We start from the raw sequence: 22,853 nt of genomic DNA on the forward strand, positions 1-22,853 counted from the left end.
AAACCCCGTCTCCGAATGGATGCGGGGTTTTTTGTTGTTTGCCTGGGGCGTTTTTGCAGACGGTTGCGCGAAGCGGCATTATTCGTTGCGGTGGTGTGCCTTTTGCTGCTTGCGGGCGTCGAAACCCGGTCTCTATTCTTTGTGCACCTGGCTTTCGGGAAACCTGCATGAACTTCATTCAAAGCAACTTCAACAACCTGCTGGCAATCTGCTGGTTCGCAGCCTGCTGGGGCGGCTACACCCGTTATGCCATCTGGAAGGGCCGCGACACCGCTTGCCTGGCCAGCGTGCTGCACCTGTACCGCGAAGACTGGATGCGGCGCATGTTGATGCGCGACAACCGCATCGCCGATGCCAGCGTGATCGGCAACCTGGAGCGCAACGCTTCGTTTTTCGCCTCAAGTACCTTGATCATTCTTGCGGGTATTCTCACTGTACTTGGTGCCTCGGACAGGGCGCTGTCGCTGCTGGCCGACCTGCCCTTGGTGCAGCAGACGTCCCAAGGTATGTCGGAAATCAAGTTGCTGTGCCTGGCGACGGTCTTCGTTTATGCCTTCTTCACCTTCAGCTGGTGCATGCGTCAGTACAACTTCGCGGCGGTGCTGGTAGGGTCGGCGCCGATGATTGGCGAGCGCCTGGTCAATGAGCTGGAGCGCAAGGCATTTGCCTCGCGCGCCGCGCGGGTGTTGTCGCTGGCGGCCAACCAGTTCAACTTGGGGTTGCGCGCGTATTACTTTGGCATGGCCCTGTTGAGCTGGTTTATCAGCCCCTGGTTGTTCATGGTGATGAGTGTCGGGGTTGTATTGATTCTCTATCGCCGTGAGTTCCATTCCGATGTGCTGGATGTGATGGTGTTCACACCCACGGAAAGTGCGCCGCTGGATGTCGCTAAGGAGGGCTCGGCTTCCGGCAACTGAAACGTTTAATCGTTAAACTTCAGGCATAAAAAAACCCGACAGTGTCGGGTTTTTTTGTACAAGCCGATTACTGCTTGGCAGGTTCGGCTGGAGTAGCAGGCGCGGTTTCTGGCGCTGGAGTGGCCGGGGCGGCTTCCGGAGCCGGAGTTGCCGGAGCGGCTTCTTCGGCGGCCTTCTGCTGCGCTTCGGCCTGATCTTTGGCAGCTTCAGCGTTTTCCTTGGCGGCTTCGTTCATCTTATCCTGAGCTTCGCCCATTTTTTCCTGGGCTTGCTCGGCGTGTTGCTGTGCGTCTTGGGCTTTGTCTTCGCTCGCTTTATCGCAAGCGGCCAGGCCCATGGCAGCAGCCAGCATCAGAGCAAAAGCAAAAGGTTTACGCATGGGGGTGTATCTCCTTGGTGGAATAAGTGACTTGTTCCTTCGAGTACAACTACGCGGAATAAGTTCCGCGCAGGTTACAGATATATAACGCCCCGTTCTACATAGATTTTTTAACGGTTTTATGCCGTTGCGTCCGCAGCCCTGGAACTTGCCGATGAGCGATTCAACCTTGATGGCCATGGCCGAGCGTTTTCTGTCGGCCTTGAAGCATTGTCAGTTGTTGCAGATGCGCGTGGCGCATGCCGATACGCAGGGCATGACGTTGATCTTGCCGTGGTCGCCGGCAATCGTTGGCAACCCGCAAACCGGCGCGGTGCATGGTGGGGCGCTGACCACGCTGATGGACACTACCTGCGGCATGGCCACCCTGTGTGCGCTGCCACAGTTCGAAGTGTGCCCGACCTTGGACCTGCGCATCGACTACATGCACACAGCCGAGGCTGGCAAGGACATCTATGGCCATGCCCAATGCTACCGGGTGACGCGCGATGTGATCTTCACCCGCGGCAGCGCCTACCAGGACGACCCCAGCCAGCCCATCTGCCAGGTGGTGGGAACGTTCATGCGCCTGGGGCCGCAGATCAAGGGCGGCATTCGCTTCGGCAACAGCCTCAAGGAGGGTGGCGCATGATCCCGCCAGACGTACGCCAGCAACTCAATGCCGCCCACGCGGTGGGCGACTACCGGCCGTTGCTGGCATTGATCCCCTATGCCGGTCTGATCGGCATCGAATGCGAGCGCCAGGGCGAGGACCTGCTTTTTCGCCTGCCAGCCAACCCGGACAACATTGGTAACCCTTTGCTGCCAGCGATTCATGGTGGCGTGATCGCAGGGTTCATGGAGTTGTCTGCGGCGTTGTACCTGCTGATCTACAGCGAGAGTGCGAGCATTCCCAAGGTCATCGACTTCTCCATCGACTACCTGCGCGCCGGGCACTTTCGCGACACCTACGCCCAGTGCCAGTTGTGGCGCCAAGGGCGACGGGTGACCAACGTCGCCATCACCGCCTGGCAAGGTGATCGGCAGTCGCCCATCGCCACCGCCCGGGCACATTTCAAGATCGAACCGGAAAAGCCCTTGAAATCGCCTGGGCAGCCCCCATCTGCATGACATCCGCCATTAACGCAGGCCGAATCGGCTGCAGGCGCCCACTGCCATCAGATCGGAGTTTTGAAGACCATGAGTGTGGAAACACAAAAGGAAACCCTGGGCTTCCAGACCGAGGTAAAGCAGCTGCTGCACCTCATGATTCATTCGCTGTACTCGAACAAGGAAATTTTCCTGCGTGAGCTGGTTTCCAACGCCTCTGACGCGGCTGACAAGCTGCGTTTCGAAGCCCTGGCCAAGCCAGAGCTGCTCGAAGGCGACGCGGATCTGCGCATTCGTCTGAGCTTCGACAAGGACGCCGGCACCATCACGCTCGACGACAACGGCATTGGCATGAGCCGCGAAGACGTCATAACCCACCTGGGTACCATCGCCAAGTCCGGTACTGCCGACTTCATGAAGAACCTCACCGGTGACCAGAAGAAGGACTCGCACCTGATCGGTCAGTTCGGCGTGGGCTTCTATTCGGCCTTCATCGTTGCCGACAAGGTCGACGTCTACAGTCGTCGCGCAGGCCAGCCGGCTGCCGAGGGCGTGCACTGGTCGTCCAAAGGCGAGGGCGAGTTCGAAGTTGCTACCGTAGACAAGCCAGAGCGCGGCACCCGCATCGTGCTGCACCTGAAGAAGGATGAGCAGGAGTTCGCCGATGGCTGGCGCCTGCGCAACCTGGTCAAGAAGTACTCCGATCACATTGCCCTGCCGATCCAACTGCCTAAAGAGCAGGAAGCTGCAGAAGGCGAGGAGCAGCCAGCCGTTGAGTGGGAAACCGTCAACCGTGCCAGTGCCCTGTGGACCCGTCCGCGTACCGAGATCAAGGACGAGGAATACCAGGAGTTCTACAAGCACATCGGCCATGACTTCGAGAACCCGCTGGCCTGGAGCCACAACAAGGTCGAAGGCAAGCTTGAATACAACTCGCTGCTGTACGTCCCGGCCCGCGCGCCGTTCGACCTGTACCAGCGTGAAGCACCGCGTGGCCTGAAGCTGTATGTGCAGCGCGTGTTCATCATGGACCAGGCCGAGTCGTTCCTGCCGCTGTACCTGCGCTTCATCAAGGGCGTGGTCGATTCCAACGACCTGTCGCTGAACGTTTCTCGCGAAATCCTGCAAAAAGACCCGATCATCGACTCGATGAAGACCGCGCTGACCAAGCGCGTGCTGGACATGCTGGAGAAGCTGGCGAAAAACGAGCCAGAGCAGTACAAGGGCTTCTGGAAAAACTTCGGCCAAGTGCTGAAGGAAGGCCCGGCCGAGGACTTCGCCAACAAAGAGAAGATCGCAGGCCTGCTGCGCTTCGCTTCCACCCATGACGACAGCGGTGAGCAGAGTGTCGCCCTGGCCGATTACCTGGCCCGCGCCAAGGAAGGCCAGGACAAGATCTACTACCTCACCGGCGAAACCTATGCGCAGGTCAAGAACAGCCCGCACCTGGAAGTCTTCCGCAAGAAGGGCATCGAGGTCCTGCTGCTGACCGACCGTATCGATGAGTGGCTGATGAGCTACCTCAACGAGTTCGACGGCAAGAGCTTCGTCGACGTCGCCCGTGGCGACCTGGACCTGGGCAAGCTGGATTCCGAGGAAGACAAGAAGGCCCAGGAAGAAGTCGCCAAAGACAAAGAAGGCCTGGTCGAGCGCCTGAAAGGCGCGCTGGGTGACAGCGTTGCCGAGGTGCGTGTTTCCCACCGCCTGACCGACTCGCCGGCAATTCTCGCCATTGGCGAACAGGACCTGGGCCTGCAGATGCGCCAGATCCTCGAAGCCAGCGGGCAGAAGGTGCCGGATTCCAAGCCGATCTTCGAATTCAACCCGAGCCACCCGTTGATCGAGAAGCTGGACCACGAGCAGAGCGAAGACCGCTTCGCCGAGCTCTCGCACATCCTCTTCGATCAGGCGGCCCTGGCGGCCGGCGACAGCCTCAAGGACCCGGCGGCCTACGTTCGTCGCCTGAACAAGCTGTTGGTCGAGCTGTCTGCTTGAGTTGATGCATCGATAAGCCCGCTTCGGCGGGCTTTTTCATGGTGAATGCTAAGGAGTGCTTGATGAGCAAGGTAATCGTCGAATCATTGGTCTATCACCTGTCTGGCAAGGCCTATGAAAGCCGCCTGGTCTACGAGCCTGGTGCGTTGGGGCGGCCGGGGCTGGTGATGGCGCCGAACTGGATGGGTATTGGCGAAGGTGCCGAGCGCATTGCCAGGGAAGTGGCCGAGAAGGGCTATGTGGTGCTGATTGCCGACCTCTATGGGCAGTCGGTGCGGCCGTCCAATGCCGATGAGGCCGGGGCGGCGATGATGCCATTGAAGAACGACCGCGCAGAGCTGCGCAAGCGCATGCAGGAAGCACTCTCGCAACTGCTGGCGCAGTCCAAGGCGTTGTTGGAGCCTGGCAAGGTGGCCACCTTCGGCTTCTGTTTCGGCGGCTGCTGTGCGCTGGAACTGGCGCGTGCGGGTGCCGACCTGAGGGCTGCGGTCTCCTTCCACGGTACCCTGGATACGCCGAAACCGGCAGATGCCAAGCACATCAAGGGCTCGGTGCTGGTGCTGCACGGTGCGTCCGACCCGCTGGTGCCAAAGGAGCAATTGCCAGCCTTCGAAGACGAGATGAATGCGGCCAAGGTCGATTGGCAGTTGCTCAGCTATGGCGGCGCGGTGCATTCGTTTACCGACCCGAATGCGAACGTGCCGGGCAAGATGCAGTACGACCGTCGTACCGCGGAGCGCGCGTTCCGCTCGATGCACAACCTGCTGAGCGAAGTGTTTCAGCGCTGAGGGTGCACTGGGGCCGCACAGCGGCCCCCCATCACCGTGGCAACTCGATCCGCGAAGTCTCCCCCGGCACCGTCGGCCAATCCCCCGCAGCCCATCTCACCCTGGCCCGCTCAATCAAGGCCGGGTCACTTGCCACGAAGTTCCAGTTCATTCGTCGCGGCCCATCCAGCGGTTCGCCGCCGATCAATACCAGCTGGCATTCACCCTCTGCGTACAAGGTGACCGCTTCGCCCTCCGGCAGCACCACCAGGCTGCACGGCTCGACCGCCTCGTCGTTCAGTACCAGCTCGCCGTCAAGCAGATACAGCGCCCGCTGCGCATGTTCATCCGCTACCTGCAGCGTGGTCGCCGGCTGCATGTGTACATGGGCGTAGAGGGTAGGGGAGAGCACCGGTACCGGCGACTCAAGGCAGAACCCGTGGCCGGCAATCATGCAGATGCGTACCCCCAGGTTATCACTGACCGGCAGGCTTGCCGCCGGGTGATGGCTATAGCTTGGCGCGCCCTCCTCGAGTGCGCGCGGCGACGCCAGCCAGACCTGCAGGCCGTGCAGGCGCGAGCCACGGGCAAGCGCATCGGCCGGTGTGCGCTCGACATGCGCCACACCGCTGCCAGCGGTCATCCAGCTGACATCGCCTGGTCGCACATGCTGCGCGGACCCTAGGCTGTCCTTGTGCAGGATCTCGCCTTCGAACAGGTAAGTCAGCGTTGACAGGCCGATATGCGGGTGCTGACGGATGTCCATGCCACGGCCTGGGGCGTAGTCCGTTTCGAGCATATGGTCGAAGAACACGAACGGACCGACGCTGCGGCACTGCGCAGATGGCAGCGGGCGTAGGATCGGCTGGCCCTCGACCGACTCGGCACGTGGGCGGATGACCAGGGGGCTGCTCATGGTGGGCTCCGGGCAGGTTGCAAGTGCTCCAAGCATAGCGGTTTGCCGGGGTTTGCTGAACTGCGGCGCGGGCCAGTCGGTCTACCCTGTTCGTACTTGGAGAAGGAAGCTGCCCATGATCGCCAGAGCGCTGGCTTGTGCGTTGTTGTCCGGCTGCTTGTGCCTGCCGGCACAGGCGCGCGACTACCGCTACAGTGACGCCCACCTGCACTACGTCGACTTTTTCCAGGAGACAGAGGGCATGCCGGCCTTGATCAAGGCCATGGATGAGGCGGGCATCGAGCAGTCGATGATCTCCGGCATCCCGGTGGCCAAGAAATGGCACGAGGACGAACCCAAGCGCCCGCGCTATTACGCAGGTGATGACGCCGATGCCTATTGGTACAGCGCGACCGATACCTACGTCGCCGCAGCCCTTGAGAAGCTGCCAGAGGCGCAGCGGCGGCGCTTTCATCCGTTTCTGACGGGCTTCAACCCGGTGGACAAGAACGCTGTCAGCCACATCGAGCGCATGCTCGAGCTGTACCCCGGGCTCTGGCAAGGCATCGGCGAGGTGTTCACCCGTCATGATGACCTCACGGCCCTGACCAGCGGCGATACGCCGCGTGCCAACAACGAAGCCATGACGCGTATCTATCACCTGGCGGCAGAGCGCGACCTGCCGGTGCTGCTGCACTCCAATATCACCTCCAAGCGTGAGCGCAACCCCCTGTACCTGGCCGAAATCGAAGAGCCGCTGCGTAATCATCCGCATACTCGGTTTATCTGGGCGCATGCGGGCACGAGCATGGAGATTCATCGGCATCAGACGCAGATGGACTTTCTGTTGCCGGTGCTGACGCGTTTGCTGAAGGACTACCCGAACCTGTATGTGGATTTGTCGTGGAGTGTGCTAAAGCCCTATTTGCTGGACGACAAGGGCGTGCCGCGCAAGGCCTGGGTCGAACTGGTCAAGCGCTACCCGGAGCGCTTCATGCTGGGGTCGGATGTGGTGGGGCGGTTTGCCAGCCTGGGGGAGGAGATGCACGGCTTCAAGCCGTTTCTGGATGCCTTGCCTGAAGCGGTGGCCAAGCAGGTGGCGCGGGATAACTTCCTCGCGGTGTTGCCCAGGGCACGCTAGCAGCCGGTACCGGCAACACAAAAGAAAACGCCCCGAACCAGTCGGGGCGTTTTCATTATTGCGTCACGGCCTTACTTGCCAGCCCAGCGCTTGAGCACCAGGGTGGCGTTGGTGCCGCCGAAGCCGAAGCTGTTGCTCATGACCGTATCGATCTTGGCGTTTTCTTCGGTCTTGCGCAGGATCGGCAGGTCAGCGACTTCCGGGTCCAGCTCGTCGATGTTGGCGGAGCCGGCGATGAAGTTGTTTTCCATCATCAGCAGGCAGTAGATCGCCTCGTGCACACCTGCGGCGCCCAGCGAGTGGCCCGACAGGCTCTTGGTCGAGCTGATCTTCGGTGCCTTGTCGCCGAACACTGCGCGAACACCCTTCATCTCGGCAACGTCACCGACCGGGGTCGAGGTGCCGTGGGTGTTCAGGTAGTCGATCGGGGTGTCGACGGTGGCCAGCGCCTGCTGCATGCAGCGGATGGCGCCTTCGCCGCTTGGGGCGACCATGTCGTAGCCATCGGAGGTCGCGCCGTAGCCGACGATTTCGGCGTAGATCTTGGCGCCACGGGCCAGTGCGTGCTCCAGTTCCTCGACCACCACCATGCCGCCACCGCCGGCGATGACGAAGCCATCACGGTCGTTGTCGTAGGCGCGCGAGGCCAGTTCAGGGGTTTCGTTGCGCTTGGTCGACAGGGCGCCCATGGCATCGAACAGGAACGATTGGCTCCAGTGCTCTTCTTCACCGCCACCGGCGAAGACGATGTCTTGCTTGCCCCACTGGATCTGCTCCAGCGCGGTGCCGATGCAGTGTGCCGAGGTGGCGCAGGCCGACGAGATCGAGTAGTTCAGGCCCTTGATCTTGAACGGGGTGGCCAGGCACGCCGAAACGGTGCTGCCCATGGTGCGGGTGACGCGGTACGGGCCGACGCGCTTGACGCCTTTCTCGCGCAGGGTATCCAGCGCTTCCATCTGGTTCAAGGTCGAGGCGCCGCCGGAACCGGCAACCAGGCCGGTGCGCGGGTTGGAAACCTGCTCTTCGGTCAGGCCGGCGTCCTTGATTGCGTCCTGCATCGCCAGGTAGGCGTAGGCCGCGGCGTGGCCGACAAAGCGATAGACCTTGCGGTCGATCAGTTCTTCGAGGTTGAGGTCGATGGACCCGGAAACCTGGCTGCGCAGCCCCATTTCCTTGTATTCCGGGTTGAAACGGATACCCGGACGGCTGTTACGCAGGTTTTCGGTGACGGTCTCTTTGTCATTGCCCAGGCACGATACGATGCCCAGACCAGTGATAACGACGCGGCGCATGCGAATAACCCTTAGAAATTGTCAGTGGAGGTGAACACGCCGACCCGCAGGCCTTCGGCGGTGTAGATCTCGCGGCCGTCGACGCTGACCGAGCCATCGGCGATGGCCATGTTCAGCTTGCCCTTCAGGACGCGCTTGATTTGAATGTTGTAGGTGACTTTCTTGGCGGTAGGCAATACCTGGCCGAAGAATTTCACTTCGCCCGAACCCAGCGCGCGGCCGCGGCCCGGCAGGCCTTGCCAGCCGAGGAAGAAGCCGACCAGCTGCCACATGGCGTCCAGGCCCAGGCAGCCCGGCATGACCGGATCGCCTTCGAAGTGGCAAGCGAAGAACCACAGGTCCGGATTGATATCCAGCTCGGCGACCAATTCACCTTTGCCGTACTTGCCGCCTTCTTCGCTGATATGGGTGATGCGATCGACCATCAGCATGTTCGGCGCGGGCAGTTGCGCATTACCTGGGCCGAACAGCTCACCGCGACTGCAGCGCAGCAGGTCTTCCCGAGTAAAGGCGTGTTGTTTGGTCATGCGAGCTCCTCAATAACCCCCTGCGGCAGGGGATGAATCTTCCCGGCCGGCCCGAAAAGCGATGACTCCGGGGCGGCAGCCTACAGGTAGACTATTGCGTTGTGGTGAAAGTCACAGTGCACCAGACGAAAGAAGTACAGGTGTGCACTGAAACGTCTATTTTCAGGCCCGAAGAAGGTCCTGTCCAGTCCTTAAGACTGCCGCACTTTAGCATTTATCGCCAGTCGCGGTTGTCTGACCGGGTAACCAGCGTTGCAGCACGCGTTGCAGTTCGGTGCGGCGCAAGGGTTTGCTCAGGTAATCGTCCATGCCGGCGGCCATGCAGCGCTCACGATCACCCTCCAGGGCGTTGGCGGTCAAGGCGATGATCGGCAGGTGCATGCCGTTGGGCAGCAGGCGGATGCGCTGGGTGGCTTCATAGCCATCCAGGTTTGGCAGGCGGCAGTCCATCAAAATGGCGTCGAAGCGTTGCTGGCTGACCTGCTCGACTGCCTGGAGGCCGTCTGCCGCCACGCTGACTTCAAGCCCCAGGCTGCGCAACATGGCTTCTATGACATTCTGATTGACCAGGTTGTCCTCCACCAGCAGCACCCGCTCGCTACCGGCCAGCGGCCGCTGCTCGCGCACCGCTGCGGGCAGTTGCACCGGGGCAGGTGCGGCCAGGGCCAAGGGCATTTCCAGGGTGAAGGTCGAGCCCAGGCCCTCGCGGCTTTCACCGCGCAGCTTGCCACCCATGCGTTCGGCCAGGGTACGTGCGATCGACAGGCCCAGGCCGGTGCCGCCATAGCGCCGGGAAATCGAACTGTCGGCCTGCTGGAAGGCGACGAACATCATTTCCAGGCGGTCGCTGTCGATGCCGATGCCGGTGTCGCGCACGCTGCAGGTGAACCAGAGCAGTTGTCGGTCCAGTACCTGGCAACGCGCCTCGACCTGCACCTGGCCTCGCTCGGTGAACTTCAGGGCATTGCCGACCAGGTTCAGCAAAATCTGCCGGATCCGCGTCGGGTCGCCGTTCACCCTCAAGTGTTCGATGCCTTCGGGCATGTGCAGATGCAGGCCGAGGCCGCGTTGCTGGGCGCTGTGCTGGAACGATTGGACGCTGCTGGCGATCAGGTCGCCGAGGTTGAAGTCGATGCGCTCCAGCTCCAGCGCCGTGCGCTCGATGCGCGAGAAGTCGAGAACGTCGTTGATGACCTTGAGCAAATGCCCGGTGGACTCGGTGGCAACGGCGGTGTAGTCGGCCTGTTCGCTGGTCAGTGGGGTGGTTTCGAGCAGCTGCAGCATGCCCAGCACGCCATTCATGGGGGTGCGCAGCTCATGGCTCATCATCGCCAGGAAGTCCGACTTGGCGCGGTTGGCCTGTTCGGCCTCTTCACGTGCCTGGGTCAACTGGGCGATGGCTTGCTTTTGCTCGTCACTGGCTTGCTCAAGGGCGCTGGCCAGGTTGTTGATGTGGCGCGCCAGATGGCCCAGCTCGCTGTCATCGACCACCGGCAGCGGGGTGTTGTATTCGCCTTGCTGAATAGCCTTGACCGCATGGCCCATGTCGCTGATGGGTTTGGCCAGGCTGACGGCCAGCCGCCGTGCCAGCAGGAAGGTGAACAGCAGGGCGAACAGGGCCAGGATGCCCGCCTTGATGACGATTTCCTGCTGGCGCTGGCTGAAGGCATCGTCGGACATGCCCACGATCACCCGCCCCAGGTAGTCGTCACCGATGGCCGGGGAAGAAACCTTGCCCGGCTGCAGGAAGTCGGTGTCCAGGCGGATCTGCTGGAGGCGGATCGGGGCCTGGAACACTTCCACCCGCTGCGCCCGGTTGGCGCTTTCGTCAGACTGCTCGACGTAGACCAGGATGTGGTTACGGCTGTCCTGCACCTCCAGAAAACGTACGTGCGGAATGCTCAAGGTGGCGCGCATGAGCCCTTCGAGCACTTCGTTGTTGCCCGAGATCACCCCGTATTCGGAGGCCGGCGCCAACTGGTTGGCGATCAGCTGGCCGGTGTGGTTGAGCTCCTGGCGCAAGTCCTGGATTCGCACGAAGGTGAAGAAGCTGATCAGCAGCAAGGTCAGCAGCAAGGCGGGGCCGAGGCTGATGATCTGGGTGCGGGTGTGGATGTCCCAGCTCAGGCGTCTGCTCATGGGGTGGATTCTCCTTCGGCCAGGGCCTTGGCGGCGGCGTTCGGATCGATGGGTTCAAGGCCCAGGGCGCGTGCCACTTGCTGGTTGCCACTGACGCCGTAGCGCGCGGGGTAAAGGCTGCGCGGCCAGCGTGCCGGCGGCTGGTCGAGCAAGTGGTCGAGCACCGCCAACCAGTCGTCCTGGTCGCTGTAGGTGCTGGCCAGGGCGCCTGCGCGGACGAAGCCTGCGTTCGGGCCGATCAACGCCATTTGCCGCCCATAGCTGCTGAGCAGCAGGTTTTTTGCGGTCTTGGGGTTGTACAGGGCGGGGTCGTCCAGGCCTAGCAGCACGTCGCTGTTGCCCAGCAGGTATTGCAGGGGCCGGCTGTCACGCGGGTCGGGCCAGTCCTGGGCAATGATCTCCAGGCCCAGGGGGCGGGCGGCATGGCGAAGCTCATCGAGCAGAAAGGCACTGTGCTTACCGTAAAGCACGCCGATGCGTTGTGCTTGTGGCAGCAGGTAGCGCGCCAGGCGCAGTTGGCGGGCCAGCGGCGGGTCGCTCCACAGCAGGGTAAGGAAGGCGGGGCGTGACTTTCCCAGGCGCTGTTCAGCCTGTACCCGGCTTACCCGCATGGCCAGTGCCGGCGGCCCGGCGCTTTCACTCAGGCGCCACTCCAGTGCGGCACTGTCGAGCAGCACCAGACGCTGGTCGGCCTTTAGTCGTCCTGGACGCGGCAAATCGGCCGTGGTCTGGAAGCGCACTCGATCCTGCGGGCGATGGCTTTCGACTGCCGCGACGAAGCTGCGAATGCCGGGCTGGTCTTCGCCACCGACCAGCAGAATATCACTGGCCCACAGCGGCCCCAGGGGCCATAGGCAAAGCAGCAGCAGGCGCAGCAGGCGGGCCATCAGAATTCCAGCTCCGCACTGACGCTCAGGCGATGGCGGCTGTCGTAACGGTTTTGCAGTGCGGTAGTCGGCTCATCGTCCAGGCGTTGCTGCCACAGCGCTGCCAGTTCCAGGTTGCTGCCCTGTACCCGGAAACGCTTGGCCACGCGCAGGTCCAAACGCTCGTAGCGGTACTGGTTGAGGGCATCGTCACCGTAGTAGAAAAGCGCGCTCGACCAACCATCGCCCCATTCGCGCATCCAGCCAGCCGAGCCGCTGTTGCGGGCGCTGAGGCGTCGGTCGTCGGGGTTGCTGGCCCAGGCATCGACGTAGGCGTAGGTCACGCGCAGGCGGTCGCGCAGGGTAGGGCGCCAGTCCAGTTGCGCCTCGCTGCCGGTGAAGCGGGCCTTGTTGGCGTTGCTGGCGATGTACTGGTTGTTCTTCAGCGGCTCGCTGATCATGCCGGTGATTTCGTCGTAGAACACCTTCACATCCATGCTCAGGTCGAGGTCGCTGAAGTAGCCGTTGTAGCCCAGCTCGCGCGAGCGCATGCGCTCCTGGTCGAGGTCGCCCGGGCCGCGCGTCTTGACGAAATACTCACCGTGTTGCTGGCCAAACGCATTGGGGCTGAGGTTTTTGACCGTGTAGCTCCAGTTGACGTTGTTCTCGAACATGTCGGGTGAACGCACTGCCTCGGAATACACCGCACGCAGGCCATGGCGTGGGGTGATCAGGTAGTTGACCGCCACGCGTGGGGTCAGCGAGCTGCCAGACAGGCGCGAGTCCTCGAACATCGCGCCGCCCTGGATGATCCAGTGCTCATCGGCGCGCCATTCCAACTGCCCGAACAGGCGCCAGGTCTGGTCGTCCAGGCTGCCATTGAAATAGGTCTGCGAGTCGGCGCGGTCATAGCGCAAGTTCATGCCGCTGAGCAGGCGCAGGCTGTCGGTCAGGCTCAGGGTGTCCTGGATTTCCAGGTCGTAGCGGGTTTCGCGGGTGCTCTGGTCGACATCGCCGCAGACCACATTGCGCCCGCCCTCGCTGTTCCACTGGGCCTGGATGGCTTCGACCAAGGCCTGTTCTTCGGGGTTGCTGCTGCGCGGGGGGTTGTTGGCGCCGCGCGCCACCAGCTCGGCAAAGTTCGGGTTGAGCTGCCACAGCCGGGTCAGCTCCGGGCTGAACGACAGGGTCGCGTCGCAGGCACGCCAGACCTGCTGGCGGTCGAAGTGCTGGGCCGAGCCCTGCACGTACAGGCTGTGATCGGGGTTGAAGTCGATGTTCCAGCGTACCGAGCCTGCGTAGTCCTTGGCATTGACGTCGGCGTTGTCGCCCCGCTCGGTCACATAGGGGAACACCGGCTGGTAGGTATAGGGCCGCTGGTTGCTGCCTTCCTTGGCCGCCAGTTGCCATTCCAGGGTCTGGTCGGGGGCCAGGCTGTGGCTGGCACTGAGGTTGAAGCGGGTGAGGCGGCGGCTGTCGCGGTAGTCCTGGCCGTACTGGTCCTTGTCGAAACCATCGTCCTGCTGGCCCGACACCGACAGGCGCATGTCGCCGCCGTCCCAGCCGAAGCCGTGGCTGGCGTAGAAATCGTTGATGCCGTCCTGGCCACGGGTGACCTTGAGGCGCGTGCCATGGCTGTCGGCGGGGTTGCGGGTGAGGATATTGACCACGGCCATCAGCGCGTTGGCGCCATAGCTGACCGTGTTGGGGCCACGGAATACCTCGATGCGCTCGATGTCCTCCATGGCCAGCGGGATGTCGCTCCAGTCCACCGTCGCCAGGCCTGCGCGGTACACCGAGCGACCGTCGATCAACACCTGCATGCGCCGGGCGTCATTGACGTTGCTGCCATGGTAGTTGACGGTCGGCTGGTTGCCGGCGCCGTAGCCGATCATCATGCCGGGCACCAGGCGCAGCAGTTCGGGGATGTCGCGGGCACCGCTGGCGCGGATCAGCTCGCTGTCGAGCACGGTCATGCTGCCGGGCACCGCCGCCGGGGATTGTTTGAGCCGGGTGGCGGTCAGAACCTGCGGCAGGTCGGCGTTGTCGATGAACAGATCGTCGGCCATGGCCGGGCCGCCGAGCAAGGCGGTCAATAGTAGAAGACGCGGGTAGGGGGGCGTGCCAGGCAACACGGTACGACCTTGTTTCAGAGATGAAACAGGCATGTTAACCGACCGTGGGGCTTTTGCCAGTGATCTGGCTGGGATCTGGTTGCCCTGTCTGTGCAATCTGCGTTGCTAGCCTTGGCGCATGGCAGGCGAGCCGTATAATGCCCTGGTCGCCACTTAACTTTTGGCTTTAACGGATTGGATATGACTGAACAGCAACCTGTTGCAGTTCTGGGCGGCGGCAGCTTCGGCACCGCCGTGGCGAACCTGCTGGCGGAAAACGGTGTGCCGGTGCGCCAGTGGATGCGCGACCCGGAGCAGGCCGAGGCCATGCGCGTGAACCGCGAGAATCCACGCTACCTCAAAGGCATCCGCGTGCACGATGGGGTCGAGCCGGTCAATGACCTGCTGGCAACCTTGCAGGCCTGCGACCTGGTCTTCGTCGCCTTGCCGTCCAGCGCTTTACGCAGCGTGCTGGCGCCGCATGCTGCGTTGTTGCGTGGCAAGTGCCTGGTCAGCCTGACCAAGGGCATCGAGGCGCAAAGCTTCAAGCTGATGAGCCAGATCCTCGAAGAAATCGCCCCCGAGGCCCGCATCGGCGTGCTGTCGGGGCCAAACCTGGCCCGCGAGATCGCCGAGCACGCACTCACCGCCACGGTGGTCGCGAGCGAAGACGAAGCGCTCTGCCAGCGGGTGCAGGCCGTGCTGCATGGGCGCACCTTCCGCGTCTACGCAAGTGCCGACCGCTTCGGCGTCGAACTGGGTGGCGCGCTGAAGAACGTCTACGCCATTATTGCCGGCATGGCCGTGGCGCTGGGCATGGGCGAGAACACCAAGAGCATGCTGATCACCCGTGCCCTGGCCGAAATGACCCGCTTTGCCGTGAGCCAGGGGGCCAACCCGATGACCTTCCTTGGCCTGGCCGGGGTCGGTGACCTGATCGTCACCTGTTCATCGCCCAAGAGCCGCAACTACCAGGTAGGTCACGCGCTGGGGCAAGGCTTGAGCCTGGAGCAGGCCGTCAATCGGCTGGGCGAGGTCGCCGAAGGGGTGAACACCCTCAAGGTGCTCAAGGCCAAGGCCCAGGAAGTGCAGGTGTACATGCCGCTGGTGGCAGGCCTGCATGCCATCCTGTTCGAGGGCCGTACCTTGAACCAGGTGATCGAGCACCTGATGCGCGCCGAGCCGAAGACCGACGTCGATTTCATTTCCATCAGCGGTTTCAATTGAGCCGTCCGCGGCCCTCATAAAGCAAGGAGCGAGTCATGAACGATACGCCCGAACGCGCCCAGCGCGAGTCGATCATCCTGCGGGTACTGTGGATGCTGGTGTTCCTGGTGGTCTGGCAATTGGCCGAACTGCTGCTGGGCGGCCTGGTGCTGGTGCAGTTGATCTACCGCCTGGTGTACGGCGCGCCCAGCGCCAGCCTGATGAACTTCGGCGACAGCCTTAGCCAGTACCTGGCGCAGATCGGCCGCTTCGGCAGCTTCCACAGCGACCAGAAGCCTTGGCCATTCGCCGACTGGCCAGCGCCCCGTGCGCCAGAAGGCGAAGCACCGCATGCCGTGGCACCGGCGCCGCACCCGGTGCGTGACGAAGAGCCCAAGCTGTGAAGCTTTGGGTGCTGCGCCACGGTGAGGCGGAGCCGCGGGCCAACACCGACGCCGAGCGGCGCCTGACCAGCCATGGCCGCGAGCAGGTCCTGCACAGTGCCGCGCGCCTGCTCGGGCAGCCGTTGCAGGCGATCATCGCCAGCCCATACGTGCGTGCTCAGCAGACGGCTGCCCTGGTGCACGACACCTTGGGTTTTGCCGAACCTGTGCGCACCGTGCCCTGGCTGACGCCGGAAAGCGACGTGCAGCAGGTGATCGGTGAAATCGAACGGCTGGGCCTGGAACACGTGCTGCTGGTCAGCCACCAACCGCTGGTGGGGACGCTGGTCGGTGCCCTTGAACATGGTCATCTACAGCAACCGGCGGCCATGAGTACCGCCAGCCTGGCGGAGCTGGAGGGGGACTGGCCGCTGGCCGGCCTGATGAGCTTGCGCGCGCTTAACGCGCCGTCCTGATGCCTGGCAACTGGCATTATTGTCAGTTGCCGCTGCACTTGGCAGCTTGCTAGCGTTGCCCCTATCCGACGAGTGGATGGCAGGGAGCGATTGATGAAAGGGCAGATGCAGGCGTTGTTACGCTCCGTGGACTTGCAGCCCACCGTGGACAAGGTGCAGGAAGGCGAGTTGCTCGACTTTGCCCAGTACAGCCTGCTGCGCGATTCGGCCGACGCCAAGCTCTATCATCTGATGGGCAAGGTGCGTGGCCATCACGGGCTGGAAGCCAGCGCCAGGCAACAGGGCGAGGAAGACCTGCGTGCCCTGCAAGAGGCCTGCCTGCGGGTTTCCCACTTGCTGCAGACCAGTTGCCTGGCATTGCGCAGGCTGCAGCTCGACTACCATGACCAGCGTCTGGCCCGCGAAGTGCTCGAGAGCCAGTTGGCCTACATGCAGGCCTGCCTGCAGCGTTCACTGGTCAGTCTGGATCGCAGCAGATGACCTGATAGCCCTCGCCGATGACCTTTCCAAACATTGCCGAGCAGCCTCGCGATGCACACAATGGGCCATCATCCCCCGTCCGGACCAGGCGCCATGTCGCAGCACATCTTCTTCGCCCACGCCAATGGTTTCCCGTCTGCCACCTACGGCAAGCTGTTCGCCGCCCTGGCGCCGGACTATCAGGTCCGCCATCTGGCCCAGCATGCCCACGACCCGCGCTTCCCGGTGAATGAAAACTGGCAAAACCTGGTCGATGAGCTGCTGCACCATCTGGCGCAACAAGACGCGCCGGTTTGGGGGGTGGGCCATTCGCTGGGCGGGGTGCTGCACCTGCATGCCGCCTTGCGTTGCCCCGAGTACTACCGCGGGCTGGTCATGCTCGACTCGCCGGTGCTGACCCGCGCCGATCAATGGGTGCTGCGCACCGCCAAGCGTTTTGGCTTCATCGACCGCATCACCCCGGCAGGCCGCACCCTGGGGCGTCGCGAGGCGTTCGCCGATCGCGACAGCGCACGGGACTACTTCGCCAGCAAGCGCTTGTTTCGGCATTTTGACCCCGATTGCCTCGAAGCCTATCTGGAGCACGGCCTGGAGCCTGCCCAGGAGGGCTTGCGCCTGCGTTTCGACCCGGCTACCGAGATCAGTATCTACCGCAGCATCCCCCACGCAAGCCCTGCGCCTGCCCGGCAATTGCAGGTGCCACTGGCGATGGTCTGCGGTGAGCGCAGCAACGTGATCCGCCGTCATCACGCGCTGGCGGTGCGCGGCATGGCACAGGGTGAGTACCACAGCGTGCCGGGCGGGCACATGTTCCCGCTGGAGCGCCCGACCGACACCGCCAGCTTGATCAAGGGGCTGTTCGACCGCTGGAGCCAGGCATGAGCGCGCACATGCAGGAAATCCGCCTGAGCCTGGGCCATATCGAGCTGGCTGCTCACCTTTTCGGCCCCGAGGACGGCCTGCCGGTGATCGCCCTGCACGGCTGGCTGGACAACGCCAACAGCTTCGCCCGCCTGGCGCCGCGGCTGCAGGGCCTGCGCATCGTCGCCCTGGACCTGGCCGGGCATGGTTACTCGGAGCATCGCCCGCCTGGGGCGAGTTATGCCTTGGCCGACTATGCCCACGATGTGCTGCGGGTTGCCGAGCAGTTGGGGTGGCAGCGGTTTGCCCTGCTGGGCCATTCGCTGGGGGCAATCATTTCGGTGCAACTGGCGGGCGCCTTGCCGGAGCGCATCAGCCACCTGGCGCTGATCGACGGGGTCATCCCTCCCACGGGCGCCGAGCAGGACGCAGGTGAGCTCCTGGGCATGGCATTGCAGGCGCAGTTGCGCCTGGACGGCAAGCGTAAGTCTGTCTACCCGGCGCTGGAGGAGGGCGTGCAGGCGCGCATGAAGGGCATGGTCGCGGTCAGTCGCGAAGCGGCCGAGCTGTTGGCCCAGCGTGGGCTGATGCCCGTGCCGGGTGGTTACAGCTGGCGCAGTGACAGCCGCCTGACCTTGCCATCCCCTACACGCCTGAGCCACGCCCAGGCCATGGCCTATGTCAGGCGGGTGAGTTGCCCTGCCTGCCTGGTGGTGGCTGCCGATGGCATGCTGGCGCGCCACACCGAGTTGCTGGAACAGCTACCCTTTGAGCAGGTGACGCTGCCTGGTGGCCATCATCTGCACCTGAACGATGAACAGGGCGCGGCCCTTGTCGCAGACTGTATCAATCGCTTCTTTGGCTTTGCTTGACTTGCACCGGACAAGTGCCGAGGCTTGGCGGGTTGAACAGGGAGACAACCATGCAAATGCCAGACACGCTGGACCATAACTTCGGTGCCAAGCACCGACTGGGCTGCCGATGAGCGCGCCCGTAACCCTCCGCACCACCTTCGCCGCCTGCCTGATGCTCGCCAGCCCGTTGCTGTGGGCCGACAACCTGCCCGTCCCCGTGGACGCCAAGGTGGTCGATCAACGCCCTGCAGTGGAGCAGGAGCGCGTCTACCCCATGGGGCCCTTGCGCAAGATCAGCGGCCGCCTGCGGGTCGATGACAAGGTCGAAAGCCGTGGTCAGGTCAGTTCGGTCACCTATGAACTGCCGGTCGAGCGTAGCGCCCGCGAAGCGTTCACCAGTGCTCGTGAAGCGTTGCAGCACGACGGCGGCTACCCGCTGTTCTGGTGCCAGGGCCGAGATTGCGGCGAGGCCAGCCTGTGGGCCAACGATGTATTCGCCAATGCCCGTTTGAACGGCGGTGACGAGCAGCAAGCGTTCATTCTGTTGCGTCGCTCGGCCGCACAGGCCGACACCCTGGTCGCACTGTACAGCGTCACCCGTGGCAACCGCCGCGCCTACCTGCATGTCGAGGAGTTCGTCGCCGCCAGTCCGCTTGGCGAGTTGCTGCCGACCGCCGGCACGGTGCTGCGCGAAATGCGCGACACCGGCCAACTCGACTACCCTGACCTGAGTACGCCGCAACCGGCCTGGGTGGCCCTGCTTGGGCGCAGCTTGAACCTGGACAGCACCCTGCGGGCCAGCCTCAGTGGCGCCAACGCCGAGGCCTGGCGCGAGGCCTTGGTCAATGCAGGCGTGCGCAGCAGCCGCCTTGAAGTCGGTACCGCAGCCACCGAAGGCCTGCACCTGGAACTGATCCGTTGAATGAGCGTCACCATGGCCAATAATGATCGCCTGCTGGTCCAGATCGTGCTGCTGGCGCTACTGGGTGCTGCCCTGTGGGTCATGGCACCGTTTATCTCGGCACTGCTGTGGGGCGCCATTCTGGCCTTTGCCAGCTGGCCGCTGATGCGCTTGCTGACGCGCGTGCTAGGTGGGCGCGAAACCCTGGCGGCGAGCCTTCTGACCACGGCCTGGATCCTCATCGTGGCCTTGCCGCTGGTGTGGCTGGGGTTCAACCTGGCCGACCATATCCGTGATGCCACGGCGTTTGTCCGTGATGTGCAAGTCGATGGCCTGCCCGATGCACCGGCCTGGCTCGGCAGCGTCCCCTTGGTGGGGGAGCGCATGGTCAACTGGTGGCAGTCGCTCGACCAGCAAGGCGCGGCGCTGATCGCGTCGATCAAGCCCTACCTGGGCCAGGTGGGCAACTGGTTGCTGGCACGTAGCGCGCAGATCGGCAGCGGCGTGCTGGAGCTCACCCTGAGCCTGGTCTTCGTGTTCTTCTTCTACCGTGACGGCCCGCGTTTGTCGGCGTTCGTGCTGCGCCTGCTGCAGCGCTTGACGGGTGACCGCGCTGATTATTACCTGGAGCTGGTCGCCGGCACCGTGCAGCGGGTGGTCAACGGTGTGATCGGCACCGCAGCGGCCCAAGCCGTGCTGGCGCTGATCGGCTTCCTGATCGCCGGTGTGCCGGGGGCGATCGTGCTTGGCCTGGTGACTTTCATGCTCAGCCTGATCCCGATGGGGCCGCCGCTTGCGTGGATCCCGGCGACGGCCTGGCTGGTGTGGAAGGGGGATTACGGCATGGCGATCTTCCTGGGCATCTGGGGCACCTTCGTCATCAGCGGCGTGGACAACGTGCTCAAGCCCTACCTGATCAGCCGGGGGGGCAACCTGCCGCTGGTGATCGTGCTGCTCGGGGTGTTCGGCGGGTTGATCGCCTTTGGCTTCATTGGCCTGTTCATCGGGCCGACCTTGCTGGCGGTAGGATACAGCCTGCTGCTGGACTGGAGCCGCAACGCCGAGCAGCAGACGCCGTAGGCGCGGCCTTGCGAGGGGCCGCGCCTGCAGCAGTTGCTAGTACTTCCACGTCACCGAAGCCGTCAGGTTGCGTGGTGCGCCAAAGTTGGTGGACCCCGCCGACTGGTACAGCGACAACAGGTACTTCCTGTCGAAGACGTTGTTCAGGTTCAGCGCAGCGCTCCAGTTTTCGTCAAACGTGTAGCTGCCCATCAGATCGACCAAGGCGTACGCGCTTTGCCGAACGCGGCTGTTACCATCGGCCTCGGTCGCGCTTTGCCACTGTACCCGGCTACCTACGCGCGCTTGCGGCATGCCGGGCAGGCGGTAGGTGACACTGCCGCGCAGCGTGTGGCTTGGCACGTATCGACGGGTTTTCTCGCCGTCGTCATCCTCGATGTGCACGTAGGTGTAGCCTGCGGCCAGTTCCACACCTGGCATCGCCTCACCGGAAGCTTCCAGCTCCACACCCCGGCTGTTGTTGTCTTCGCCACGGTAAGCGTACTGGCCGTTGATGATCTCTCCAGTGGTCACCGCCACGTTTTGCTGCTCGGTCTTGAACACTGCTGCAGTGACGGTGAGCCGATGATCGAGCAGGCTGCCCTTCACGCCCACTTCAGTGCTTTTGCCTTCCAGCGGTTCGATCACGCCCCCGGCCGAGCTGCGCAGGTACTGGGGTTTGAAGATCTCGGCCCAGCTTGCATACAGGCTCCACTGATCATTCAAGTCGTAGACCAGCCCGGTATAGGGCGTCACTTTGCCGTGCACCCGGGTGTCGTGCGCCGCACCATAGCCCATACCCTCACCGTCGGCGCTGAGCATGCGGGCACCGGCGATCCAGTGCAGGTCGTCGGTCAGGCTGAAGCGCGCGCCGGCATAGAGGCTTTTCTGGCGGTCGGTGAAATGCTGGGTATTGAGCTCGTCGGTGTACGTCAAAGGCGGTTTTACGACTGCCCCGGCAAGTGCGTCGGCAAGGCTGACGATCTCATTGCCGGAGGCGTTGCGGTAGTAGCCACGCTCATCATGGCGGCTGCGGCCATAGTTGGCGCCCAAGGTCAGTTCATGCTGGCGACCCAGCAGCGCGAAAGGCCCAGACAACTGTGCTTCGCCGGTGAGCTGATGCTCGGTGCTGGTGGTTCGGTTGATGTAGGCAAACACATCGTCGGCGGTGGCGGGGATGGCATAGAGCATCTGGGTGTCCTGATGCTGATTGGTCCCGGTCACGGTGACCTTGCCTTTCCACCCCGCGCCAAAATCGTGTGCCAGCTCGGCAAACGCCCGTTGTGTGTGGATGTTCCAGTAGGTCCAGGGTTGGCCGATGCTGGCGCTGCGGCTGCTGTAGTGGATGGGATTGCCCGCGTAGTCGGCCATCGGCAGGGCACCCCAGGTGCTGCCGTTGGAATCGCTCTTCTGTTCGGAAAAACCGACGGTCAGGGTATCGGCGTCTGACAGGTCGAAGGCCAGCAGGCCTGCTGTTACATTGATTTCGTGGCTGTAGCGATCAAGGTACGAATTGCCCTTGTCATGGGCGTAGATGAAGCGCCCGCGCACCTTGCCGCTGTCACTCAGCGGGCCGCTGACATCGACGTCCACCCGGCGGTTGTCCCATGACCCGACACTGGTGTTGAGCCTGGCCTGGAAGCTGTCGGTCGGGCGCTTGCGCACGAAGTTGACCGTGGCAGACGGGTTGCCTGCGCCGCTCATCAGGCCGTTGGCGCCATGCAGTACATCGATTTGCTCGAATTCGGCCAAGTCCTGGTCACCCAGCAGCACACCGGATGAGAAGGGCATGCCCATGCCGTCGTACTCGAAGTTGTCGATGGTGAAACCGCGCGAGGTGAAGGCGGTGCGGTCGGTCTCGAACTGTTCGACGGTGACCGTGGGGGCGTTGCGCAGTGCATCTTTCACACTGTTGAGCTTGAAATCGTCGATCTGCTCGCGGGTAACGGTCGACACCGCCTGTGGGGTTTCCCGGTTGCTCAAGCCCAGGCGCGTGGTGCTGGAGGCGGGTGTGCCCTGATAGCCACGGCGCTGCTCATCAGCCTGGGCCAGTTGATACTGGACCTGGGTGGGCGCCAACAGCACTTCGTTGCCCTGGCTCTGCGTCTCGCTGGGCACCAGGTAGAGCGTCGCTGCGTCGGTGCGGGCGAAGTTGTAGCCACTGCCTTGCAGCAACCTGGCCAGGCCCTCTTCGGCCGAGAAACGGCCTACCACGGCGGGGCTGCGCAGCGTTGCATCGACGTTGCCGTCGAGCAGCACGTTCTGCCCGGATTGTTGGCTGAACACCAGCAACGCCTGGCGTAACGGCTGTGCCGGGATGTTCAGTGACAGTTGCTGCATCGACCTCGCAGGGGCCTGCCCAGGTGCGGCCTGCGCCGGGAGGTTACCGACCAGCAGCGTGCAGGCCAGTGCTGCGCCCAGCGCTTTGCGCTGCCAGTGAGGATGAAGTGTGGTGTGCAGTTTGTGTCGGTTGGCCATTCAGGCGTGCCCCATGCAGTGCAGATATGCGAAT

22 protein-coding genes are annotated in these 22,853 nt (G+C 63.2%); 14 read left to right on the forward strand and 8 right to left on the reverse strand.

The genetic code is table 11. The features are described 5' to 3' along the window. The first annotated feature begins 167 nt into the window (after positions 1-167). Complete coding sequence (locus HU766_RS12970) at positions 168-917, forward strand: DUF599 family protein (RefSeq protein WP_186657258.1); 750 nt, start codon at positions 168-170, stop codon at positions 915-917. A 67-nt stretch (positions 918-984) separates the two neighbouring features. Here the strand turns inward: HU766_RS12970 and HU766_RS12975 are convergent, their stop codons facing one another. After that, a complete protein-coding gene (locus tag HU766_RS12975; protein ID WP_047581273.1) occupies positions 985-1,296 on the reverse strand; it encodes a hypothetical protein in 312 nt (103 codons plus the stop codon). A 154-nt stretch (positions 1,297-1,450) separates the two neighbouring features. On the opposite strand from HU766_RS12975, the gene HU766_RS12980 reads away from it, so the two are divergent. From HU766_RS12980 to HU766_RS12995, 4 genes are all read left to right on the forward strand, one after another. Further along, complete coding sequence (locus tag HU766_RS12980; RefSeq protein WP_033699266.1) at positions 1,451-1,927, forward strand: PaaI family thioesterase; 477 nt, start codon at positions 1,451-1,453, stop codon at positions 1,925-1,927. Continuing rightward, complete coding sequence (locus HU766_RS12985; protein ID WP_033699265.1) at positions 1,924-2,406, forward strand: PaaI family thioesterase; 483 nt, start codon at positions 1,924-1,926, stop codon at positions 2,404-2,406. The genes HU766_RS12980 and HU766_RS12985 overlap by 4 nt, the downstream gene beginning before the upstream one ends. 69 nt (positions 2,407-2,475) lie before the next feature. Then, positions 2,476-4,380, forward strand: coding sequence for a molecular chaperone HtpG (gene htpG, locus HU766_RS12990; protein WP_033699263.1), 1,905 nt, complete (start codon positions 2,476-2,478; stop codon positions 4,378-4,380). A 62-nt stretch (positions 4,381-4,442) separates the two neighbouring features. Continuing rightward, the gene (locus tag HU766_RS12995; protein WP_186657261.1) at positions 4,443-5,168 is read left to right on the forward strand and encodes a dienelactone hydrolase family protein; all 726 of its coding nucleotides are present in this window, start codon (positions 4,443-4,445) and stop codon (positions 5,166-5,168) included. A gap of 31 nt (positions 5,169-5,199) precedes the next feature. Here the strand turns inward: HU766_RS12995 and HU766_RS13000 are convergent, their stop codons facing one another. Beyond that, positions 5,200-6,063 carry a pirin family protein gene (locus tag HU766_RS13000; RefSeq protein ID WP_186657264.1) on the reverse strand — a complete coding sequence of 288 codons (864 nt, stop codon included), beginning with the start codon at positions 6,061-6,063 and terminating at the stop codon, positions 5,200-5,202. 115 nt (positions 6,064-6,178) lie between these two features. Between HU766_RS13000 and HU766_RS13005 the strand changes: the two genes are divergently transcribed. Next, entirely contained in the window at positions 6,179-7,183 is a 1,005-nt protein-coding gene (locus HU766_RS13005; RefSeq protein ID WP_186657266.1) for an amidohydrolase family protein, read from the forward strand. Positions 7,184-7,254: 71 nt separating this feature from the next. Here HU766_RS13005 and fabB read toward each other — a convergent pair whose 3' ends face one another. The 5 genes from fabB to HU766_RS13030 form a co-directional block, all read right to left on the reverse strand. Further along, on the reverse strand, positions 7,255-8,475 hold the full coding sequence (gene fabB / locus HU766_RS13010; protein WP_033699258.1) for a beta-ketoacyl-ACP synthase I: 1,221 nt from the start codon (positions 8,473-8,475) through the stop codon (positions 7,255-7,257). Positions 8,476-8,486: 11 nt separating this feature from the next. Then, a complete protein-coding gene (gene fabA / locus HU766_RS13015) occupies positions 8,487-9,002 on the reverse strand; it encodes a 3-hydroxyacyl-[acyl-carrier-protein] dehydratase FabA (RefSeq protein WP_033699257.1) in 516 nt (171 codons plus the stop codon). Positions 9,003-9,209: 207 nt separating this feature from the next. After that, on the reverse strand, positions 9,210-11,141 hold the full coding sequence (locus HU766_RS13020) for an ATP-binding protein (RefSeq protein WP_186657268.1): 1,932 nt from the start codon (positions 11,139-11,141) through the stop codon (positions 9,210-9,212). Then, positions 11,138-12,028, reverse strand: a complete 891-nt coding sequence (locus tag HU766_RS13025; RefSeq protein ID WP_095063688.1) for an ABC transporter substrate-binding protein — start codon at positions 12,026-12,028, stop codon at positions 11,138-11,140. Before HU766_RS13025 ends, HU766_RS13020 begins: the two co-directional genes overlap by 4 nt. After that, on the reverse strand, positions 12,028-14,175 hold the full coding sequence (locus HU766_RS13030; RefSeq protein WP_186657270.1) for a TonB-dependent receptor: 2,148 nt from the start codon (positions 14,173-14,175) through the stop codon (positions 12,028-12,030). Before HU766_RS13030 ends, HU766_RS13025 begins: the two co-directional genes overlap by 1 nt. A gap of 147 nt (positions 14,176-14,322) precedes the next feature. Here HU766_RS13030 and HU766_RS13035 point away from each other — a divergent pair, with 147 nt between their 5' ends. From HU766_RS13035 to HU766_RS13070, 8 genes are all read left to right on the forward strand, one after another. Further along, entirely contained in the window at positions 14,323-15,348 is a 1,026-nt protein-coding gene (locus HU766_RS13035) for an NAD(P)H-dependent glycerol-3-phosphate dehydrogenase (RefSeq protein ID WP_033699253.1), read from the forward strand. Between the two features lie 35 nt (positions 15,349-15,383). Then, positions 15,384-15,731 (forward strand): DUF4389 domain-containing protein, encoded by a 348-nt coding sequence (locus tag HU766_RS13040; RefSeq protein ID WP_027592856.1) that lies wholly within the window; start codon positions 15,384-15,386, stop codon positions 15,729-15,731. Continuing rightward, the gene (gene sixA, locus HU766_RS13045; protein WP_033699251.1) at positions 15,728-16,186 is read left to right on the forward strand and encodes a phosphohistidine phosphatase SixA; all 459 of its coding nucleotides are present in this window, start codon (positions 15,728-15,730) and stop codon (positions 16,184-16,186) included. The genes HU766_RS13040 and sixA overlap by 4 nt, the downstream gene beginning before the upstream one ends. Positions 16,187-16,291: 105 nt before the next feature. Further along, positions 16,292-16,666, forward strand: a complete 375-nt coding sequence (locus HU766_RS13050; protein WP_186657494.1) for a hypothetical protein — start codon at positions 16,292-16,294, stop codon at positions 16,664-16,666. A 93-nt stretch (positions 16,667-16,759) separates the two neighbouring features. Then, positions 16,760-17,548, forward strand: coding sequence for an alpha/beta hydrolase (locus HU766_RS13055; RefSeq protein ID WP_186657273.1), 789 nt, complete (start codon positions 16,760-16,762; stop codon positions 17,546-17,548). Then, positions 17,545-18,399: an alpha/beta hydrolase gene (locus tag HU766_RS13060; RefSeq protein ID WP_186657278.1), complete on the forward strand. Its 855-nt coding sequence runs from the start codon at positions 17,545-17,547 to the stop codon at positions 18,397-18,399. The genes HU766_RS13055 and HU766_RS13060 overlap by 4 nt, the downstream gene beginning before the upstream one ends. A gap of 109 nt (positions 18,400-18,508) precedes the next feature. Continuing rightward, positions 18,509-19,303 (forward strand): DUF4892 domain-containing protein, encoded by a 795-nt coding sequence (locus HU766_RS13065; RefSeq protein ID WP_186657281.1) that lies wholly within the window; start codon positions 18,509-18,511, stop codon positions 19,301-19,303. A gap of 12 nt (positions 19,304-19,315) precedes the next feature. Next, the gene (locus HU766_RS13070; RefSeq protein WP_186657300.1) at positions 19,316-20,362 is read left to right on the forward strand and encodes an AI-2E family transporter; all 1,047 of its coding nucleotides are present in this window, start codon (positions 19,316-19,318) and stop codon (positions 20,360-20,362) included. Between the two features lie 36 nt (positions 20,363-20,398). On the opposite strand, the gene HU766_RS13075 is transcribed toward HU766_RS13070, so the two are convergent. Beyond that, positions 20,399-22,819, reverse strand: coding sequence for a TonB-dependent receptor (locus HU766_RS13075; protein WP_186657303.1), 2,421 nt, complete (start codon positions 22,817-22,819; stop codon positions 20,399-20,401). Between the last annotated feature and the right edge of the window lie 34 nt (positions 22,820-22,853).

The sequence above is a fragment of the Pseudomonas sp. SWRI77 genome (assembly GCF_014269105.1).
Classification (GTDB): Bacteria; Pseudomonadota; Gammaproteobacteria; order Pseudomonadales; family Pseudomonadaceae; genus Aquipseudomonas; species Aquipseudomonas capeferrum.